The 18,304-nt window shown below is 61.7% G+C and carries 15 protein-coding genes; 6 read left to right on the top strand and 9 right to left on the bottom strand.

The annotated features are described in order from the left end of the window. The first annotated feature begins 29 nt into the window (after nucleotides 1-29). Nucleotides 30-1,778, top strand: coding sequence for a bifunctional protein-serine/threonine kinase/phosphatase (locus tag AC1DZE_RS12415; protein ID WP_477700109.1), 1,749 nt, complete (start codon nucleotides 30-32; stop codon nucleotides 1,776-1,778). A gap of 713 nt (nucleotides 1,779-2,491) precedes the next feature. Here AC1DZE_RS12415 and AC1DZE_RS12420 read toward each other — a convergent pair. The 8 genes from AC1DZE_RS12420 to AC1DZE_RS12455 form a co-directional block, all read right to left on the bottom strand. Continuing rightward, nucleotides 2,492-3,706 carry an MFS transporter gene (locus AC1DZE_RS12420; protein ID WP_477671579.1) on the bottom strand — a complete coding sequence of 405 codons (1,215 nt, stop codon included), beginning with the start codon at nucleotides 3,704-3,706 and terminating at the stop codon, nucleotides 2,492-2,494. A 184-nt stretch (nucleotides 3,707-3,890) separates the two neighbouring features. After that, on the bottom strand, nucleotides 3,891-4,349 hold the full coding sequence (locus AC1DZE_RS12425) for a chemotaxis protein CheX (RefSeq protein ID WP_431097274.1): 459 nt from the start codon (nucleotides 4,347-4,349) through the stop codon (nucleotides 3,891-3,893). Between the two features lie 10 nt (nucleotides 4,350-4,359). Continuing rightward, nucleotides 4,360-4,731, bottom strand: coding sequence for a response regulator transcription factor (locus AC1DZE_RS12430; RefSeq protein WP_457279080.1), 372 nt, complete (start codon nucleotides 4,729-4,731; stop codon nucleotides 4,360-4,362). 56 nt (nucleotides 4,732-4,787) lie between these two features. Next, nucleotides 4,788-6,929, bottom strand: coding sequence for an ATP-binding protein (locus tag AC1DZE_RS12435; protein WP_477700110.1), 2,142 nt, complete (start codon nucleotides 6,927-6,929; stop codon nucleotides 4,788-4,790). A gap of 61 nt (nucleotides 6,930-6,990) precedes the next feature. Further along, nucleotides 6,991-7,800, bottom strand: coding sequence for an ABC transporter ATP-binding protein (locus AC1DZE_RS12440; protein WP_477648110.1), 810 nt, complete (start codon nucleotides 7,798-7,800; stop codon nucleotides 6,991-6,993). A 28-nt stretch (nucleotides 7,801-7,828) separates the two neighbouring features. Continuing rightward, nucleotides 7,829-8,635, bottom strand: a complete 807-nt coding sequence (ntrB, locus tag AC1DZE_RS12445; protein ID WP_477700217.1) for a nitrate ABC transporter permease — start codon at nucleotides 8,633-8,635, stop codon at nucleotides 7,829-7,831. A 219-nt stretch (nucleotides 8,636-8,854) separates the two neighbouring features. Next, nucleotides 8,855-10,099, bottom strand: coding sequence for a CmpA/NrtA family ABC transporter substrate-binding protein (locus tag AC1DZE_RS12450; protein ID WP_477671582.1), 1,245 nt, complete (start codon nucleotides 10,097-10,099; stop codon nucleotides 8,855-8,857). Nucleotides 10,100-10,453: 354 nt separating this feature from the next. Next, nucleotides 10,454-11,086 (bottom strand): ANTAR domain-containing response regulator, encoded by a 633-nt coding sequence (locus AC1DZE_RS12455; protein ID WP_477671583.1) that lies wholly within the window; start codon nucleotides 11,084-11,086, stop codon nucleotides 10,454-10,456. Nucleotides 11,087-11,328: 242 nt separating this feature from the next. On the opposite strand from AC1DZE_RS12455, the gene tsaD reads away from it, so the two are divergent. Continuing rightward, the gene (gene tsaD / locus AC1DZE_RS12460) at nucleotides 11,329-12,372 is read left to right on the top strand and encodes a tRNA (adenosine(37)-N6)-threonylcarbamoyltransferase complex transferase subunit TsaD (RefSeq protein WP_477674071.1); all 1,044 of its coding nucleotides are present in this window, start codon (nucleotides 11,329-11,331) and stop codon (nucleotides 12,370-12,372) included. A gap of 98 nt (nucleotides 12,373-12,470) precedes the next feature. On the opposite strand, the gene AC1DZE_RS12465 is transcribed toward tsaD, so the two are convergent. After that, a complete protein-coding gene (locus AC1DZE_RS12465) occupies nucleotides 12,471-12,872 on the bottom strand; it encodes an Hsp20/alpha crystallin family protein (RefSeq protein ID WP_477671585.1) in 402 nt (133 codons plus the stop codon). A 141-nt stretch (nucleotides 12,873-13,013) separates the two neighbouring features. Between AC1DZE_RS12465 and AC1DZE_RS12470 the strand changes: the two genes are divergently transcribed. From AC1DZE_RS12470 to pnp, 4 genes are all read left to right on the top strand, one after another. Next, the gene (locus tag AC1DZE_RS12470) at nucleotides 13,014-14,291 is read left to right on the top strand and encodes a branched-chain amino acid ABC transporter substrate-binding protein (protein WP_477674409.1); all 1,278 of its coding nucleotides are present in this window, start codon (nucleotides 13,014-13,016) and stop codon (nucleotides 14,289-14,291) included. 57 nt (nucleotides 14,292-14,348) lie between these two features. After that, the gene (locus AC1DZE_RS12475) at nucleotides 14,349-15,536 is read left to right on the top strand and encodes a pyridoxal phosphate-dependent aminotransferase (RefSeq protein ID WP_477700111.1); all 1,188 of its coding nucleotides are present in this window, start codon (nucleotides 14,349-14,351) and stop codon (nucleotides 15,534-15,536) included. Nucleotides 15,537-15,683: 147 nt separating this feature from the next. After that, nucleotides 15,684-15,950: a 30S ribosomal protein S15 gene (gene rpsO, locus AC1DZE_RS12480; protein WP_348046953.1), complete on the top strand. Its 267-nt coding sequence runs from the start codon at nucleotides 15,684-15,686 to the stop codon at nucleotides 15,948-15,950. 220 nt (nucleotides 15,951-16,170) lie between these two features. Beyond that, complete coding sequence (gene pnp, locus AC1DZE_RS12485; RefSeq protein WP_477648118.1) at nucleotides 16,171-18,288, top strand: polyribonucleotide nucleotidyltransferase; 2,118 nt, start codon at nucleotides 16,171-16,173, stop codon at nucleotides 18,286-18,288. Nucleotides 18,289-18,304 lie beyond the last annotated feature (16 nt).

Raw genomic sequence — 18,304 nt, forward strand, 5'->3', positions numbered from 1 at the left:
TCGGGCATTAAACTTGCTTATCTTGGTGCATGGCATTTGATCTGGACATTGGCTTCGCTTCATTGGCGGGCCGCAAGAACACCAACGAAGACTTTTGCGCTGCGATGCTGCCCGAGGCGGGGCAGGAGGGTATGGGTTCCATCGTGGCGATTGCCGATGGCGTGAGCACAGGCGGCATGGGCCGTGAGGCGGCGCAGACCACCGTGACCAGCCTGGTCCGTGACTACTACGGCACGCCCGAAACGTGGGACACCACCGTGGCCCTGGACCGCATCATCGGGGCGCAAAACGCCTGGCTGGCGGGTATCAACCAGCGCCGCAGTCCGGCCATGGGCCTGACCACCCTCACGGCGCTGGTACTGCGCGGGCAGTCGTACACGCTGGCGCATGTCGGCGATTCGCGGGCCTATCTGCTGCGCGGCGGCAAAACCCAGCAGCTCACGCACGACCATGCAGTCAATCACCCGGACTTTCGGCACCAGTTGCTGCGTTCGGTGGGGGCCGAGGACCATGTGGTGGTGGACTACATGCAGGGTGACCTGCAGGTCGGCGATGTTTTTGTGCTGCTGACGGACGGCGTGCACGGCGTGGTGCGTGACGTGCGGCTGCAGGGTTTTGCCGATCTTGAGGCGTCTGCCGACGCCCAGCTTGCAAGTCAGAACCTGGTCGAGGCGGCCCTGGCGGCCGGCAGCAACGACAACGTGACGGCCGTAGTGGTGCGGGTGCGCGGTTTGCTCGACGCAACACTGCAGGACGTCAACCGCATTGCGCAGACCTTGCCCATTCCGCCCCGCCTGAAGGTGGGCGATGTGATGGACGGCCTGAGTGTGACGGCGCCGGTGGCCGACAACGGCATCAATGTGCTGTATCAGGTGCGCGATCCCGCTACACGGGTGCTGTATGCCCTCAAGACGCTGCACCCGTCGAGGTCGCATGACGAAGAAGAGCGTGCCATGCTGGCCCACGAGGCCTGGCTGGCCCTGCGCATGCAGTCGGGCAGGGCTGCAGGGCATCTGGTCAACCTCCATGAACGCCTGCCGAACGGTCAGGAGCGCAGCGCGTTTTACCTGCTGTATGACTGGCACAGCGGCGAGACACTTCAGCAGCAGCTTGACCGCCGCCACAAGTTCAGCGTGGAGCAGGTGCTGGGCGTGGCCACCCAGGCCGCGCGGGCGCTGGGCCGATTGCACCGCCAGTGCGTGATCCATCGCGACATCAAGCCCGCCAATCTCCATCAGGGCGAAGATGGCGTGCTACGGCTGCTGGATCTCGGCGTGGCATTGAGCGGGCGCGAGCCCGAAGCGATGCGAAAGCTGCACGCCGGCACGCCCAGTTTTATCAATCCCGAGCAATGGGGCTTCAGCGCAAGCAGCACAGATGGGCCGGAGGAGCTGCCCGATGCGCAAAGCGATTTGTTCGCGCTGGGTGTGACGCTGTACCAGTTGCTGACCGCGCGCCTGCCGTATGGAGAGGTGCTGCCCTACCAGGCTGGGCGGTATTACCGCGACCCTGTTGCGCCCAGCCGCATCAATCCCGAAGTGCCCATCTGGCTGGACCACGTCGTGCTCAAGGCCGTGGCGCGCGACAAGCGCCGGCGCTTCGAAACCGCCGAGGAATTGTTGCTGGCGCTGGAGCGGGGCGCCTCGCGGCCGCTGACAGCACCGCAGGCCACGCCTTTGATCCAGCGGGATCCTGTGATGTTGTGGAAGCTGCTGCTGGGCGTGAGTGTGCTGGTCAATGTGTTGTTGATTTACTGGTTGCTGTTTTTGCCGAGGTAGGGTGGGTGAGTATTGAATTGGGCTGTGGGGCAATGGGGACGGGCGCAAGTAGCTATTGAATTGATAGCGGCCTTTTTTTGGGGTTGTTGTTGGTTTGATGGAGGCGCTCTCGTCTGAATCCTGCTGGCCGGGGGTTGCCCGGCATGCAACTCACTTTCTTTTGCTTCGCCAAAAGAAAGTAAGCAAAGAAAAGGCGACCCTGGTTCCTGCGTCCCCGCGCTTCGCTACGGGCAACCTGCGGTGCTCGGTCCAGCCGGGGTCAAAAACAACTCGCCTGCGGCTCAAACAAGTTTTTGCCCTGATCCGTTTGGCCCTGCGCTCCTCGGCGCATACACAAGGGGGTGGAGACAGGAATACCAAACAGCCAAAGACAAACCCCGAATACCTGAAGAAACAAGGACACGCCATGGCGTGTCCTTGTTGGTATTGGAGTTGGTATTTGTCTTCAGTCCCCGCTCCCGATTACCCCTTCTGTCTGCGCCGAGGAGCGCAGGTTCAGGCGGATCAGGGATCGCGATTGTCTGAGCGAAGTGCAACGTAGCGAGTTCGAGCGAGACCCCGCCTGAACCGAGCACCGCAGGTTGCCCGAAGCGCAGCGAAGGGACGCAAACAGCAGGGTCGCCTTTTCTTTGGTGACTTTCTTTTGGCGACGCAAAAGAAAGTTACTTGCCGCCGGGCAACCCCGGCCAGCGGCCTCAGCTAAAGGCGCATCCTCAAGCAGTCCTCGCCCGTCCACCTTTCTCCGCCCAGGTTCGTGTCCACCGAATCTGCATCACCCGCAGCATCACCAGCATGCCCAGCGACAAGGCTGCAAAAAAGAAGAAACCCCACATGTAAGTGCCCGCATACTGCTTGGAGATACCCATGGCATTGGGCACCAGGCCGCCGCCCAGTGCGCCGATTTCCCCGATCATGGAGCCGGCTACCGCAGTAGCCAGGGGCCAGCGTAGCGGTACCAGCTGGAAAAGGGCGCCATTGCCTGCACCCAGTGCGGCAAAGCACAGCATGACCAGCAAGGTGGTGGCCACCAGGGATTTGCTGGCCAGGCCGCATGCCACGAGCGTGGCGGCAATCGTCAGCAGCACGACGCTCAAGGTGTTCACGCCGCCCCAGCGGTCCGAGATCCAGCCGCCGAAGATGCGCAGCGCCGCGCCCATGAAGGCTGCCAGCATCGACAGCTGCCCGGCCTGCACCTTGCTGACGCCGAACTGGTCGTAGTAGTAGGAAGGCAAAAACGTCGCCAGCCCGATGAAGCCGCCAAAACTCACGGCGTAGATCAGGCTGAAAGCCCAGCCGTCTTTTTCGAACAGGCAGGCCACGTGTTCGCGCAGGGTGGCGTGGCTGTCCACATCGTCGGGTTCTTTGGCAAAAAGAATCATCGCGATCATCGGCAGCAGCATGGCTACGGCAGCAATGCCGTAGACCGACTGCCAGCCGAAGCGCTGCGCCAGCGCCGGCGCGACAAGCACGGAGACAGCGGTGCCCACGTTGCCCGCACCGACCAGACCCATGGCCAGGCCCTTGTAACGGGGAGGGAAGGAGCCCGAACCCAGGCTGAGCGCCACGCCGAAACTGGCGCCGGCAATGCCCAGCAGCACGCCCATGGCCAGCAGGCTGCTGTAGGAGTCAACCACGAAGTAGCCGAACAGCAGCGCCACCATGATCAGGCCCATTTCGACCAGCGTGGCATTTTTGCGGCCAATGTATTGCGCCAGCACGCCCAGCGGAAAGCGCATCAGCGCGCCGGCGAAGATGGGAACCGACAGCATCACGCCTTTTTCTGTGGGCGAGAGCTTGTAGGTTTCCGAAATGAAAGGCGCCATGGCGCCGTTCATGACCCAGATGCAGCACGAAAACGCGAAGTAGAAAAACGCCGCACCCAGTGTGGGCGCGTGGCCAGCCTTGAGAAAATTACGAAACCCCGCCATGGTGCAAGCTCTTTCTGTGAAGATGGTTGATTCACAGAAACAGTGCGAAAAGCATGCCAACTTGGGGCACTCAAAATGCACCCTTGCAGCGCAATTTGAGCCTGAGTTGCTGTTTCTTTTGGTGCAACGCACACATTGCGTGCGTGCAGCCGTGCGAATCAACCAAGCCGACCGAGGTCGCGGGCTAGTTTTTGCGGTCCATGTCGACGCAGACCATTGCCGCGTAGTGGTTCCAGCGCAAGGTGATCACGTAGGGGCGCTTGCGTACCCGGGCTTTCATGCCCTGCGCACCCTGCAGCTTGATCGGCACTGAAATCTGCAGCTCGGACCCCAAAGCCTTGCGTGCATTGCCTGCCAGGGTGTTGGCGATTTCACCCACGGCGTCGAGCAGATTGCCATCGCTCAGATCGGTTTCATGCTGGAGCAGCAAAATCTCGCGCACCAGTTTCCCTGGCATGGACACCACCACATGTCCGTTGTGGCTTCCGGAAAAGGTCACGATGCCGTTGAATTCAAAGGCTTCGATATCTCCCGTGCCGAGATAGGCCGAGGTGATCTGCGGTTCCTGCCGGGTCGTGATCTTGAGGTAATGCCGGATGGAATCGACAAAGAGCTTGAGGTCGTTTTCGTTCAGTGTGGCCATAACAATGTCCTTAGCGCACGTCTGCAACGTCGAGCAGTGCAATCTGCAGCTCTTCGTCGGTAAAGGGTTTGGCAACGAATCCGCGGGCGCCCAGCTTGAGCGCCTGGATGGCTGTCGATTTGTCGCTGAGGGCGCTGACCACCAGTATCTTGATGGACGGGTCGAACTTCAGCAATGCGGTGATGCATTCAATGCCGTCCATCTCGGGCATGGTCAGGTCCATGGTGACGACCTCAGGCCGGGTTGCCCGGGCCAGCCGCACGGCTTCAAGGCCGTTTTTGGCCAGGCCTGCGAGCACCACGCCCTTGATGCCGCCGTTTTGCACCACTCTCGAAATCCGGGTCCGGATCATGTTGGAGTCGTCAACAATCAGCAGTCGCATGGAGAAGCTCCTGTGTGGGGTTTGTGATGGCCATTGCTGGATTGCTTCAGGAAAATTCAGGAAAAAGAAACCTTGAATTCGGTGTGCTGGCCGGGCGTGCTGGAGAGCAGCAGGCGCGCCCCCAGCTGCTGCACATTGGTCTGCACCAGGTCCAGGCCCACGCCGCGGCCTGCGTGGCGGGAGGTGGCACCGGCCGTGGAAAAGCCCGGCTTGAAAATATGCGCAACGATCTGCTGCTCGCTGAAGCTTTGCAGCTGCTCAGGCGTATACCAGCCCAGTTCAAGCAGACGGCGGCGAACGTCGGCCGCATTCAGGCCCGCGCCATCGTCGCGTACGCTGAGCTGCCACTGGCCGTCTTCGTTCCGGGTGAGGTTGACGGTAATCCGCCCGGACTCCGCCTTGCCCGCAGCGCGCCGCACGGATGGCACCTCCACGCCGTGCACCACGGCGTTACGCAGAAGCTGGATGGCGATTTCGCGCAGCAGGTTCATCTTGTCGGCCGGCATGTCCTGGGCACTGCCCATACGCACCTCGGCATCCACGCGTTTGCCGCAGTCGGTGCCGACCTCGTTCGCCAGCTGGGTCAGCACGGCGTTCAGTCCTTGCGATGCGGAACCGTCCGGGGCGGGCGTCGTGTCACCGCCTGAGCGCTTCTGGCCCAGCGCCTTGAAGGCGCCGACCTTGGCCAGCAGGTCCTCGAGCGGCAAAGGCAGGGCCAGCAGGGCGTCGCCGGTGGCGGCGCCGTTGTCCTTGAGCTTTTGCAACTCGCTTTCGAACTGATGGGCCAGTGTGGCCAGGATTTCCAGCCCGAGCGATGCTGCGTCACCCTTGAAGGCGTGGATGCGGCGGTAGGCGCCGTCCACAGCTTTGAGCACCTGGACTTCCGAGGCGGCCGATGAAGTGCTTCGCAGCAGGTCGTTGACTTCCAGCAGGGACGCTTCAGCCCTCTCGACAAAGGCGCGCATCATGGCTGGCTCCGTCTCGAAAGCCTTGAGCATCATGGACAGCTCTTTTTGCGAGCGCTGGCGTTCGCCGGTCAACCGGGCCTGCAGCTCGACCTTTTGCGTGATGTCCTGCACGGTAACCAGCAGGTGCCGTACGGTGTTGCCGTCCTGCACCCGGTTGAAATGGAACGAAAGGTAGCGCTTGGTGTCCTGGCCGAGCCGGTTCCTGACGGTGAGTTCCACCTCCGACAGCGGGTTGATGCCCTGAATGAGTTGCTCCTTGACGTGCGGGGAGAACAACAACTCGACATAGTCCCGCGCATCGGTCAATGCCTTGTCGGAAACCAGGGTGGACAGCTGGTAAAAGAAGTTTTGCCCTGGTGCCAGCGTTTTGCCGAACAGTGCGTGGGTCGAACGGGACAACTGGGAACCGAGCTGGTGCTGGGGTGTCAGCAGGAACAGCCCTTCGCGAACGCTGGCGAGAATTTCCCGGTTTTCTTCGGTGGCGGCCTCAATCGCGGCGTCTGAAGTTTTGAGGCGGCGCAGGAACTTGAACAGGATAAAGGCGAAATTCAGCAGTGCCAGCACGATGCCGCCGGTTTGCACCATGCGCAGCACGCTGGCTCGCGAGGCGCCTATCTGCTGCGTTTCGGTCACGAAGTCGTTAGCCGCGCCCAGCAGCGGGATGTTGTAGGTCTGGCTGTAGGCCAGCGCGGCGGCCAATTCCTGCTGCGTGAAGTTGTCGCCTGCCAGCAGCGGCTGGAGCAGGGCGAAGTAGGGCTTCCAGATTTGCTCCACCTTTTCCTCGAGCTCACGGCCGCGGCTGGACACCACCGGCTCCAGGTAGACCGGCTTGCCGTCGCCGCCGGGAATGGTGCCGCCTTCGCGAAACGCCAGCTGCGACACCTGGAAGATTTTGGCACCCGCACGCAGCTCCGCCAGAGTGTCGGCCCTGTAGGGCGCACCCGAGACGCGCATGGCATCGAGCTCCAGCAGGGTGCGCGCGACGCGTTGCGAGACGACGCGCTGGCGGCCGGAAAGGTTGATGGCCACGGTGTCCTGGTCAATCTTGAACGAGGTGTAGAAGTTCAGGACCAGCACGCCCAGGTCAAACAGCAGGAAGAACGCGACTGCGATGATGATTTCACGGTACTTGCCGAGCGAGGAGAGGCCGTGCGATGCTGACGGCCGTGTGCTGATCGGCGCGCCATGGGCGATTCTGTCGGCGCCGGGGATTGGCAAAACTGCAGACATTAAAAACCTCCCTTTGAAAATCCCGGAGCGGCTTGTTTGCCGCTTTTCCGGTCTGGCCTTTTCAGGCCGCTTTTTCGACGTGGCCCTGGCGGGTGTAAAGGAAATCGATGACGGCCTTGCGGTAACCCAGGTAACGGATGTCTTCGGCCAGCGCCACGCGGGAACGTGGGCGGGGCAGCTCTACTGGCAACACTTCGCCGATCGTGGCGGCGGGACCGTTGGTCATCATTACAATGCGGTCGCTCAGGAGAACGGCTTCGTCGACATCGTGGGTCACCATCACGACCGTGCTTTGCGTGGTGGCGACGATCTGTAGCAGTTCGTCCTGCAGCTTGGCGCGGGTCAGCGCATCAAGGGCACCGAAAGGCTCGTCCAGCAGCAACACCTTGGGTTCCATCGACAGTGCGCGTGCAATGCCAACGCGCTGCTTCATGCCGCCCGAAATCTCGCCGGGACGTTTTTGCGCCGCTGGCGTCAGCCCGACCATGGCCAGTGCGGCGTCGGTGCGGGCCTTGAGCTGGGCCTTGTTTTCCGTGGCCGCAAAAACCCGCTCGACGGCAAGGTAAACGTTCTCGAAGCAGGTGAGCCAGGGCAGCAACGAATGGTTCTGGAATACGACGGCCCGCTCGGGTCCGGGGCCGGCGATTTCGCGGTTGGCGCACAGCAGGCTGCCCTCGGTGGGTGTGGTCAGGCCGGCAATCAGGTTGAGCAGCGTGGATTTGCCGCAACCGGAATGGCCGATCAGTGTGACGAACTCGCCCTTGGCGACCGTGAGGTTGATGTTTTGCAGTGCGCAGAACGGCCCCTTTTTGGTCTTGAAAGTTTGCTCTACGCCCTGGATCTCGATGTACTTGGTAGTGAAGGATGTCATGGCTTGGTTCTCCTTTTGTTCGAGCGGTTCAGTTCTTGACTTCTTCAAACGTGAAGGCTGTTGCAAGCTTGATCAGTGCGAACTCCAGCACCAGCCCGACGATGCCGATCACGAAGATCGCGATGATGATGTTCTTGACGTTGAGGTTGTTCCACTCGTCCCAGACCCAGAAGCCGATGCCGACGCCACCGGTCAGCATCTCGGCGGCCACGATCACCAGCCAGGCGGTGCCGACAGCCAGACGAACGCCGGTCAGCATGTAGGGCAGCACGGCAGGAAAGAGGATCTTGGTCACGATCTTCCACTCGCTGAGATTGAGCACACGCGCCACGTTCATGTAGTCCTGCGGCACGCGTTGTACACCGACAGCCGTGTTGATGATCATGGGCCAGATGGAGCAAATGAAGATGGTCCAGATAGCAGCCGGGTTGGCGCCCTTGAAGACCAGCAGACCAATCGGCAACCAGGCTAGCGGCGACACCGGGCGCAAGAGGCTGATCAGCGGGTTGAACATGCGGCTCAAAAAATTGAAGCGACCGATCATGAAGCCGACCGGTATGCCGACGACGGCCGCCATGCCAAAGCCCATGGCCACGCGCTTGAGCGACGACAGCACGTTCCAGCCCACGCCCTGGTCATTCGGCCCCTTGCTGTAAAACGGGTCGCTGAAGATCTGCACCGCCTGCACAAAGGTGTCTTTGGGCGAGGGAATGCTGCCGGCCGTGCCCATGAAAACAAGCTCCCAGATCAGCACCAGCAAACCGAGGCCCAACAGGGGGGGCAGGATGGTGAGCCAGAGCCAGGAGGCATCGCGGGATGGCTTGGTGGCGGGCATGGGTTTTATTGAAACGTTCATGTTATTTTTGGCTGCGGAGCCCGTTGGATAAGCGCCGCCAGCTATCGAATTGATAGCGACGGCCTCTCTGGGCCTTTCGTTGCTGCGGCTTGCAGGGGTTGCCGCCTCCAGCGGGTTGTGAAATACGGCACTGACCATGGCGTCACCTCTTTACGTGGGAAGGTTGGGTGGGGTGTAGCGTGGATATAGCGTGGGTGTTCAGGCGTGAACCTTGAAACTGTCGGCGTATTTTTTCGGGTCCTTGCCGTCCCACACCGTGCCGTCCATCAGCTTGCTGCTGCGCATGATGTCTTTGGGAACGCTCGCCTTGGCAGCCGTCGCGGCCTGTTTGTAGACGTCGATGTGATTGATCTGTTTGGCGATGCCCAGGTAGTCCGGATGCTCCTTGATCAGGCCCCAGCGTTTGTGCTGCGTGAGGAACCACATGCCGTCGGACAGGTAAGGGAAGCTCACCGCACCGTCGTTGTAGAACTTCATGTAGTTCGGGTCGTCCCAGGTCTTGCCCATGCCGTTCTGGTAGCGGCCCAGGATGCGCTGGTTGATGGCGTCCACGCTGGTGTTGACGTAGCTCTTGTCGGCCACGGTCTCGGCCATCTTGTTTTTGTTGGAGAGGCTGGCGTCAATCCACTTGCCGGCTTCGATGATGGCGGCGGTCACGGCGCGCGCTGTATTGGGGTATTTTTTGACGAAGTCGGCCGTGGTGCCCAGCACTTTTTCAGGGTGGTCTTTCCAGACGTCCTGGGTGGTCACGGCGGTCACGCCTATGCCGTCGATGATGGCGCGGTGGCCCCAGGGCTCGCCCACGCAGAAGCCGTCCATGTTGCCCACGCGCATGTTGGCCACCATTTGCGGTGGCGGCACGGTGATGACCTTGGCGTCCTTCATCGGGTTGATGCCGTTGGCGGCCAGCCAGTAGTAAAGCCACATGGCGTGCGTGCCGGTCGGGAAGGTCTGGGCGAAGGTGTATTCGCGCTTGTCGCTGGCCATGAGCTTGGCCAGGCCCGGGCCGTCGATGGCGCCCTTGTCGGCCAGTTTCTTGGACAGCGTGATGGCCTGGCCGTTGTTGTTGAGCGTCATCAGCACAGCCATGTCCTTCTTGGGGCCGGCTGTGCCCATGTGGACGCCGTAGACCAGGCCGTAGAGCACATGGGCGAAGTCCAGTTCGCCGTTGACCAGCTTGTCGCGTACGCCGGCCCAGCTGGCTTCCTTGGTCGGGATGATCTTGACGCCGTATTTCTGGTCAATGCCCAGCACTGAGGCCATGACCACCGAGGCGCAGTCGGTCAGCGGAATGAAGCCGATCTTGACTTCCTTCTTCTCTGGTGCGTCTGAGCCCTGGGCATAGACGGCAGCGCGCAGGGCGGGGTTGATGCCCACGGCGCCTACGGCCGCGGCCTGCAGCACGGTGCGGCGAGTCAGCGAAGATTTCAGCAGTTCAGTCATGTCAGCGGCTCCTGATAGTTAAAACGAAAGACAAAAACAAAAAGGCGCTCGACCCGGGCAACACGTTGAACGTGATGCAGGGTGCGAACGCCTTTGTTCCTTGGGGGCACCACACACTTCGCCATTGAAGTGCTGTGCCGGTTGGCCATCTTTGACCAGTGCCTAGGGCATTGCAAAAGCTGTGCCAGCGATGCTGAGTGCTGTGACAGCGGGTCGTTTTGAGAAGGGAAAGTGCCCGGACGCACTGCGTGCACCAGTGGCTGCGGGGAAAGGCGGTGCGAGGCGGTGGTTTGATGCTTGCACCGTATTTGTGCGGTGCACCAATTGAGGGTTACCTGAGATCAGGCCCGGGATTTATCCCAGCAAATCCAGGGCGTCGAGCATGCGCTGGGCGACTTCGCCCAGCCGCAGGCCCTTATCCATCGCTGCCTTGCGCAGCTTTTCGAAGGCGGCCTGTTCGGTCAGGCCCTGGCGCTGCATCAGCATGCCCTTGGCCCGGTCTATGACTTTTCGGTCATGCAGCTCTGTTTTGGCGTGTGCCAGTTCCTTGCGGAGGCCCTGTTCGTGCTCAAAGCGCGCCATGGCCACGTCCAGGATAGGCCGAATGCGGTCCGGGGAGAGGCCGGCCACTACATAGGCCGACACGCCGGCGGCGACGGCATCCTTCACGTGGCTGGTGTCGTTGTCGTTGGTGAACAGCACGATGGGCCGGCGGGCGTCCCGCGTCGCCATCACCACATGCTCCAGCGAATCGCGGGCCTCGCTTTCGGCGTCCACGATGATCATGTCGGGTTGCAGTTGCGCCAGGCGCTCGTCCAGGAAGGTATCGGCCGGGAGCACCGCGACGATGTTGTAACCGTTTTCCAGCAATCCGATGCGCAGCTGGCGCGAGCGCTCGGCCAGCTCCCGCGCATGGTCGTCATCGGACACGGACTCCAGCAGGTCCGGGGCGATGATGACAAGGCGCAGGGATTGGGACGGCGTCATGCAGGATTTAGTGCAAGAAACGTGCCCCCACGGTCGTTCACTGTGTGTAACTCCTTACCTCCCCGAGGGGTCCGCCCGCCCTCCGGCCCGGCAAAGCCGGTTCCAGGGCTCATGCTGGGTTGAGGAGGGGCTCAACCAGCGGGAGCCGCGGGACTGGCTTTGCCAGACCGCAGGCACCCCCCCCTTGAGGGGGGCAGGCTACACGTAGTGAGCCTGAACGGGGGGGGCTTTACACTCGAAGGATGAGAGTCTTGGGAATCGAATCGAGTTGCGATGAAACCGGTGTGGCGCTGGTGGATGCCAGCGGCAGTGGCGTGCCGCGCCTGCTGTCGCACGCCTTGTTCAGCCAGATCGACATGCACCAGGCTTATGGTGGTGTGGTGCCTGAGCTGGCGAGCCGGGACCATATCCGGCGTGTCTTGCCTTTGACGCATCAGGTGATGGCCGAGGCGGGCAGCAGCCTGGCGCAAGTGGATGTGGTGGCGTATACACGCGGCCCTGGGCTTGCGGGTGCGCTGCTGGTGGGGGCGGGTATTGCTTGCTCGCTGGCGGCGGCGCTGGGCAAGCCTGCGATGGGTGTGCATCACCTGGAAGGGCATTTGCTGTCGCCCTTTCTGAGCGCCGACCCGCCCGAGTTTCCTTTTGTGGCGCTGCTGGTGTCTGGCGGCCATACCCAGCTGATGCGGGTGGACCGGGTCGGCAGTTACGAATTGCTCGGTGAAACCATTGACGATGCGGCAGGTGAGGCTTTTGACAAGTCGGCCAAGCTGATGGGCTTGCCTTATCCCGGCGGGCCCCATCTGTCGAAGCTGGCTGAGCACGGCGACTGCGCGGCCTTCAAGTTGCCGCGACCCTTGCTGCACAGTGGTGACCTGGATTTTTCATTTGCCGGGCTCAAAACCGCAGTGCTGACTCAGGCCAAAAAATTGGGTGCGGAGCTGGACAGCCGCAAGGCCGACCTCGCGGCATCCACGCAGGCGGCGATCGTGGAAGTATTGGTGAAAAAATCACTGGCCGCCATGGCGCAAACCGGACTCAAACGCCTGGTGGTGGCGGGCGGCGTGGGCGCCAATGCGCTGCTGCGAAGCCAGCTCAATGCCGTGTGCAAGCAACGCGGTATTCGTGTGCATTACCCGGAACTGCATTTGTGCACCGACAACGGCGCCATGATTGCGCTGGCGGCCGGCATGCGGCTGCAGGCGGGGCTTGAAACGCTTCAGCGCGACTACACGTTTGATGTGAAGCCGCGCTGGAGTTTGACCCCCACGGTCGCTCGCGCCGCGTAGTTCCCCGTCCCCCCGAGGGGGCCGCTGCGCCTGCGGCCCGGCAAAGCCGGTTCCACGGCCCCGGCTGGCAGGGACGGCTAACCGGCTTTGGTCGGTGGTTACTGGATGTCGAGGTGGGTGACGTTGCTGACAGGGACTTTTTTGCCCAGTGTCAGGGTCAACACGCCGTTTTCCAGTTTGGCGCTGCTGTTGGCGGTATCGATTTCCAGCGGGAAGCGCCATGCGGCCTTGATTTTGCGGGGTGCGTCTTCCTTGCTGGAGACACGAACCACGTCGCCTTCAATGCCGATATCCAGTTGTTCGCGGGCCAGGCCGGGAACGTCGAATTGCAGGGTATATGCCTTCTCGAGGTCTTCCACGTTGGCGGCCTTGGCGGCGCCGGTGTCAGACAGCGAGGAGAAGGTGTCGTTGAGGAATTTTTCCAGGGCGCCGTTGCTCACGACGGGTGCGTAGTGGCGATGAAAGGCGCGGGCAGGGCGATGGGCGAGAGAGTAAAACATGGCTATTCCTTGATGGATGAACAAGGGGTGTTTTCCCCTTACACTGCGCGGCGCTCACCGTGATTGCCGCTTGCACCCCAGTTAGGTGTGCAAGCGGTTTATTCAAGCCAAATCAGGCAAAAGACCAGGGTCTATTTTTTTATGCAGAAACACTTGAAACGCTTCCTCATGGCCCTATGTCTTTGCGCCTCGGCGGCGGCGTTCGCGCAGACCGCAAGCCAGCCGCCTGTCCCGGCACCTGTTCGTATTGCGCTGATCGAAAGCCTGTCAGGCGCATTCGCCAATACCGGCGAAGCGGTGTTCCGCAACCTCGTCTGGGCCACTGAGCGCGTCAATGCGCGTGGCGGCGTGAAGCTGGCAGGCGGCCCGCGCAACCTGGTCGTTGAGCGCTACGACAGCAAGGGCCAGAACGAAGAGGCGCTGGCGGCCTTGCGTTCGGCCATTGACGACGGTGTGACCATCGTGGCGCAGGGCAATTCCTCGGCGATTGCGGCGGTGCTCATTGACGCCATCAACAAGCACAACGAGCGTGAGCCGAACAAGCGCGTGGTGTTCCTCAACTATTCGGCGGTCGACCCGATCCTGACGAATGAAAAGTGCAGCTACTGGCATTTCCGCTTTGATGCGCATGCAGACATGCGCATGGCCGCGCTCATGGATGTGCTCCGGGACGACAAGGCGCTCAAAAGCATTTACCTGATAGGCCAAGACTACAGTTTCGGGCAGGCCGTGCTGCGTGAGGCACGCAAGCAACTGGGCGCGCAGCGACCCGACGTGCAGATCGTGGGCGACGAGTTGCACGCGCTGGGCCGTGTCAAGGACTTCATTCCCTATGCCGCGAAGATCAAGGCCAGCGGAGCGCAGGCAGTGCTCACGGGCAACTGGGGCAACGACCTGACGCTGCTGATCAAGGCGGCAAGGGAAGTGGGTTACGAGGGCAAGTTCTATACCTTCTATGGCAACGCGCTGGGCGTGCCGGGTGCGCTGGGCGACGCCGGCGTGGGCAAGGTGATAGCGGTGGCCGACTGGTTCCCGAATGAGGCGGGCGCGCAGTCCGAAGCCTTCTACCTATCCTTTCGCCAGCGCTTTCCCAAGCCTCAGGACGACTATGTTCACATGCGCATGCAGCTCATGATTGAGGCGCTGGCCCAAAGCCTTGACAAAGCGGGCAGTGCTGACGCCGGGGCGGTGGCGGCGCAGCTGGAGCGTAGTTCGGTTACTTTCGTGGGCCACAAAGGCGCGATGCGCTCGGCCGACCACCAGTTCCAGCAACCGCTGCTGGTGGCATTGATGGGCAAGCAGGGTTCGCCGGGTGTGAAATTTGACGTGGAAGGTTCCGGCTACGGCTTTCGCGTCATCAAGACGATTTCGCCCGAAAAGGCCGAGCAGCCTAACAGCTGCAAGATGGTCCGGCCTTGAGTTCAAATTGGCTGATTGAATAATTGATTGAAGCCGGCACAGGCGGACGGACTATCCATGAGAAAAACTGTTTTAGATCTTGAAGAATCGATGATCCGCCAGGTGGCCAACGCGGGCATGGGGCGCGATGATGTGCTCAAGTTCTGGTTTGGCGAGAGCGATGAGGTCACGCCGGCCTTTATCCGCGAGGCGGCGGCTGCGTCGTTGCAGCAGGGCGAGACTTTTTATGCGCAAAACCTGGGCTTGCCAGAGCTGCGGGAGGCCATTGCCGCTTACGCGGCGGGCCTGCGCTGTGCGGGGGCCGCGCCGATCACGGCCGAACGCATTGCGGTGACCTCAGGCGGCGTCAATGCGCTGATGCTGGCGGTGCAGGCGCTGGTGGATGCCGGCGACGAAGTCGTGGCCGTGACGCCTGTCTGGCCCAACCTGACGGCCCAGCCGGCCATCATGGGCGCGCAGGTCAAATGCGTCAGCCTCAAGCCGGTGGCAGGCGAGTGGCGGCTTGATGTGGCCGAACTGCTGGCCGCCATTACGCCGAAAACCAAACTACTCATCGTCAACGCGCCCAACAATCCCACCGGCTGGACGCTGTCGCGCGCCGAGCAAGAGGTCATCCTGGCGCATTGCCGCAAGACGGGCACCTGGATTCTGGCGGACGAGGTGTACGAGCGCCTGTATTACGAGCCCACCCCTAATGGTTGCGCCCCCAGTTTTCTGGATATCGCCGCGCCCGAAGACCGCCTCGTGGTGGTTCACAGCTTTTCCAAGAGCTTTTTGATGACCGGGTGGCGCCTGGGCTGGCTGGTGATGCCGGCTGCCATGACGCCGCACATGGGCAAGCTGGTGGAGTTCAACACCTCCTGCGCGCCGGTGTTCGTGCAGCGGGCCGGGCTGGTGGCCATCGAACGCGCGGCCGATATCACGCCCCGGGTGGTTGCCCATCTGAAAACCTGCCGCGACACTTTGGTGCCGCTGCTGCAGGCCGTGCCGGGCGTGCAGTTGGCACCGGCCAAAGGCGGCATGTACGCCTTTTTCCGCCTGGAAGACCAGGCGCGCTTCGGGGACTCTCTGGAGACCGCCAAACGTCTGGTGGTGGAGGGGGGCTTGGGCCTGGCGCCCGGCAATGCATTCATGGTCAATCCCGGGCCCGAGGCTCAGGGCTGGCTACGCTGGTGTTTCGCCAGCCAGGATGTCGCTCGGCTGGGGCGGGGGGTGGAACGCCTCAGGCGCTGGCTTGGGGAATGATCTCAGGCTATAATCCAAAGCTCTGCGCAATTTGAGGCTCTTTTTGAGCCTTTTTCATGCCGGAACACGACGAAAGCGGTTTATTCACTCCCATGTCGGGAACGCTGCTTCGCTCGCAAGCGCACCTCGGTGCAAGAAAGAGAAAACATGATTGCAAAATCAATCAAGGCCGAAATCGTTCAGGCCAACGCACGCGCCGCCGGCGACACCGGCAGCCCTGAAGTTCAAGTGGCGCTGCTGACCGGCCGCATCAACGAACTGACCCCCCATTTCAAGGCCAACGCCAAGGATCACCACGGTCGCCGCGGTCTGCTGCGCATGGTGAGCCGCCGCCGCAAGCTGCTGGACTACCTGAAGTCCAAAGATGCCGAACGTTACACCGCGCTGATCGCCAAGCTTGGCCTGCGCAAGTAATCGGTAGCAACGATTTGAAAGCGCCTGAGTTAGTTCACTAGCTCAGGCGCTTTTTACTTCGGAGCAAGGCAAAACGAGCACGCGCTGTGTCATTCCACAAGAAAAGCCCTGGTCAGGCCCTTGATTCCAGGCATTTTGTGGAATGGCATCGTGTTCAGCCAGCCGCCGCTCCGGGCCTCCCGCACTGCCTCAAGTGCGTGAATTTAGTGGAGATAAGAACATGAGCATTTTCAACAAAGTCACCAAGTCTTTCCAATGGGGTCAGCACAAAGTCACGATGGAAACCGGCGAAATCGCACGCCAGTCCAGCGGCGCCGTCGTCGTTGACATGGACGGCACCGTGGTACTGGCCACCGTGGTCGCCAAGACCGATGCCAAGCCCGGCCAGGATTTCTTCCCCCTGACAGTCGACTACCTCGAGAAAACCTACGCCGCTGGCCGCATTCCAGGCAGCTTCTTCAAGCGCGAAGGCCGTCCCAGCGAATTCGAAACGCTGACTTCGCGCCTGATCGACCGCCCGATCCGCCCCTTGTTCCCTGAAGGCTTCTTCAACGAAGTTCAGGTCGTGATCCATGTGCTGTCGCTGAATCCTGAGGTCGAAGGCGACATCCCTGCGCTGATCGCCTCGAGCGCTGCGTTGTCGATCTCCGGCATCCCGTTCAACGGCCCCATCGGCGCCGCTCGCGTGGCCTACATCGACGGCCAGTACGTGCTGAACCCCGGCAAGACCCAGCTCAAGGATTCGAAGATGGACCTCGTCGTGGCCGGCACCGAAGCCGCCGTGCTGATGGTCGAGTCCGAAGCCCAGCAACTGTCCGAAGAGATCATGCTCGGCGCCGTGGTGTTCGGCCATGAGCAGGGCAACATCGCCATCAACGCGATCCATGAACTCGTTCGCGACGCCGGCAAGCCGGTGTGGGACTGGAAAGCGCCTGCCAAGAACGAGCCGCTGATCGCCAAGGTCAACGAACTGGCCGGTGCCAAGCTGCAAGCCGCTTACCAGATCCGCGCCAAGCAAGCCCGTACGCAAGCCTGCCGCGTGGTGACCTCTGACGTGATGGCCGCGCTCAAGGCCGACGGCGTGGAATTCGACGGTGTGGCCGTTGAAGGCATGCTGTTCGACATTGAAGCCAAAATCGTCCGCAGCCAGATTCTGGCCGGCGAACCCCGCATCGACGGCCGCGACACGCGCACCGTTCGTGCGATTGAAATCCGCAACAGCGTGCTGCCCCGTACCCACGGTTCGGCCCTGTTCACGCGTGGCGAAACCCAGGCTCTGGTCGTGACCACGTTGGGCACTGAGCGCGATGCGCAGCGTATCGACGCGTTGTCGGGCGACTACGAAGACCGCTTCATGCTGCACTACAACATGCCTCCGTTCGCCACCGGTGAAACCGGCCGTGTCGGCTCGCCAAAGCGCCGCGAAATCGGTCACGGCCGTCTGGCCAAGCGCGCGCTGATCGCCGTGCTGCCGTCGAAGGAAGAGTTTCCGTACACCATGCGCGTGGTGTCTGAGATCACCGAGTCCAACGGCTCTTCGTCCATGGCTTCGGTCTGCGGCGGCTGCCTGTCGCTGATGGATGCCGGTGTGCCGATGAAAGCCCACGTGGCCGGTATCGCCATGGGCCTGATCAAGGAAGACAACCGTTTTGCCGTGCTGACCGACATCCTGGGTGATGAAGATCACCTGGGCGACATGGATTTCAAGGTTGCGGGTACCACCTTCGGTATCACCGCGCTGCAGATGGACATCAAGATCCAGGGCATCACCAAGGAAATCATGCAGGTCGCGCTGGCCCAGGCCAAGGAAGCCCGCATGCACATCCTGGGCAAGATGCAGGAAGCCATGGGCGAAGCCAAGGCTGAAGTGTCCGACTTCGCGCCGCGTCTCTACGTCATGAAGATCAACCCAGAGAAGATCCGCGACGTGATCGGCAAGGGCGGCGCCGTCATCCGCGCGCTGACCGAAGAAACCGGCACGCAGATCAACATCGAGGAAGACGGCACTATCACCATCGCGTCGAATGACAGCGCCAAGGCCGACGAGGCCAAGCGCCGCATCGCCGAGATCACCGCTGAGGTCGAAATCGGCAAGGTGTACGAAGGCCCGGTCACCAAGATCCTGGACTTCGGCGCCCTGATCAACCTGCTGCCCGGCAAGGACGGCCTGCTGCACATCAGCCAGATCGCCCACGAGCGCGTCGAGAAGGTCACCGACTACCTGAGCGAAGGCCAGATCGTCAAGGTCAAGGTTCTGGAGACCGACGAGAAGGGCCGTGTCAAGCTGTCGATGAAGGCTTTGCTCGACCGTCCGGCCCAGGACCAGGACCGGGGCTGATCAATACTGCTATTGA

Source organism: Polaromonas sp. P1_F1 (assembly GCF_056405795.1).

What these genes read in the sequence shown, in the direction of transcription:
- AC1DZE_RS12415 (WP_477700109.1), top strand. Translation starts at nt 30, where the DNA reads ATGGCATTTGATCTGGACATTGGCTTCGCTTCATTGGCGGGCCGCAAG.
- AC1DZE_RS12420 (WP_477671579.1), bottom strand. Translation starts at nt 3,706, where the DNA reads ATGGCGGGGTTTCGTAATTTTCTCAAGGCTGGCCACGCGCCCACACTG.
- AC1DZE_RS12425 (WP_431097274.1), bottom strand. Translation starts at nt 4,349, where the DNA reads ATGGCCACACTGAACGAAAACGACCTCAAGCTCTTTGTCGATTCCATC.
- AC1DZE_RS12430 (WP_457279080.1), bottom strand. Translation starts at nt 4,731, where the DNA reads ATGCGACTGCTGATTGTTGACGACTCCAACATGATCCGGACCCGGATT.
- AC1DZE_RS12435 (WP_477700110.1), bottom strand. Translation starts at nt 6,929, where the DNA reads ATGTCTGCAGTTTTGCCAATCCCCGGCGCCGACAGAATCGCCCATGGC.
- AC1DZE_RS12440 (WP_477648110.1), bottom strand. Translation starts at nt 7,800, where the DNA reads ATGACATCCTTCACTACCAAGTACATCGAGATCCAGGGCGTAGAGCAA.
- ntrB (WP_477700217.1), bottom strand. Translation starts at nt 8,635, where the DNA reads ATGCCCGCCACCAAGCCATCCCGCGATGCCTCCTGGCTCTGGCTCACC.
- AC1DZE_RS12450 (WP_477671582.1), bottom strand. Translation starts at nt 10,099, where the DNA reads ATGACTGAACTGCTGAAATCTTCGCTGACTCGCCGCACCGTGCTGCAG.
- AC1DZE_RS12455 (WP_477671583.1), bottom strand. Translation starts at nt 11,086, where the DNA reads ATGACGCCGTCCCAATCCCTGCGCCTTGTCATCATCGCCCCGGACCTG.
- tsaD (WP_477674071.1), top strand. Translation starts at nt 11,329, where the DNA reads ATGAGAGTCTTGGGAATCGAATCGAGTTGCGATGAAACCGGTGTGGCG.
- AC1DZE_RS12465 (WP_477671585.1), bottom strand. Translation starts at nt 12,872, where the DNA reads ATGTTTTACTCTCTCGCCCATCGCCCTGCCCGCGCCTTTCATCGCCAC.
- AC1DZE_RS12470 (WP_477674409.1), top strand. Translation starts at nt 13,014, where the DNA reads ATGCAGAAACACTTGAAACGCTTCCTCATGGCCCTATGTCTTTGCGCC.
- AC1DZE_RS12475 (WP_477700111.1), top strand. Translation starts at nt 14,349, where the DNA reads ATGAGAAAAACTGTTTTAGATCTTGAAGAATCGATGATCCGCCAGGTG.
- rpsO (WP_348046953.1), top strand. Translation starts at nt 15,684, where the DNA reads ATGATTGCAAAATCAATCAAGGCCGAAATCGTTCAGGCCAACGCACGC.
- pnp (WP_477648118.1), top strand. Translation starts at nt 16,171, where the DNA reads ATGAGCATTTTCAACAAAGTCACCAAGTCTTTCCAATGGGGTCAGCAC.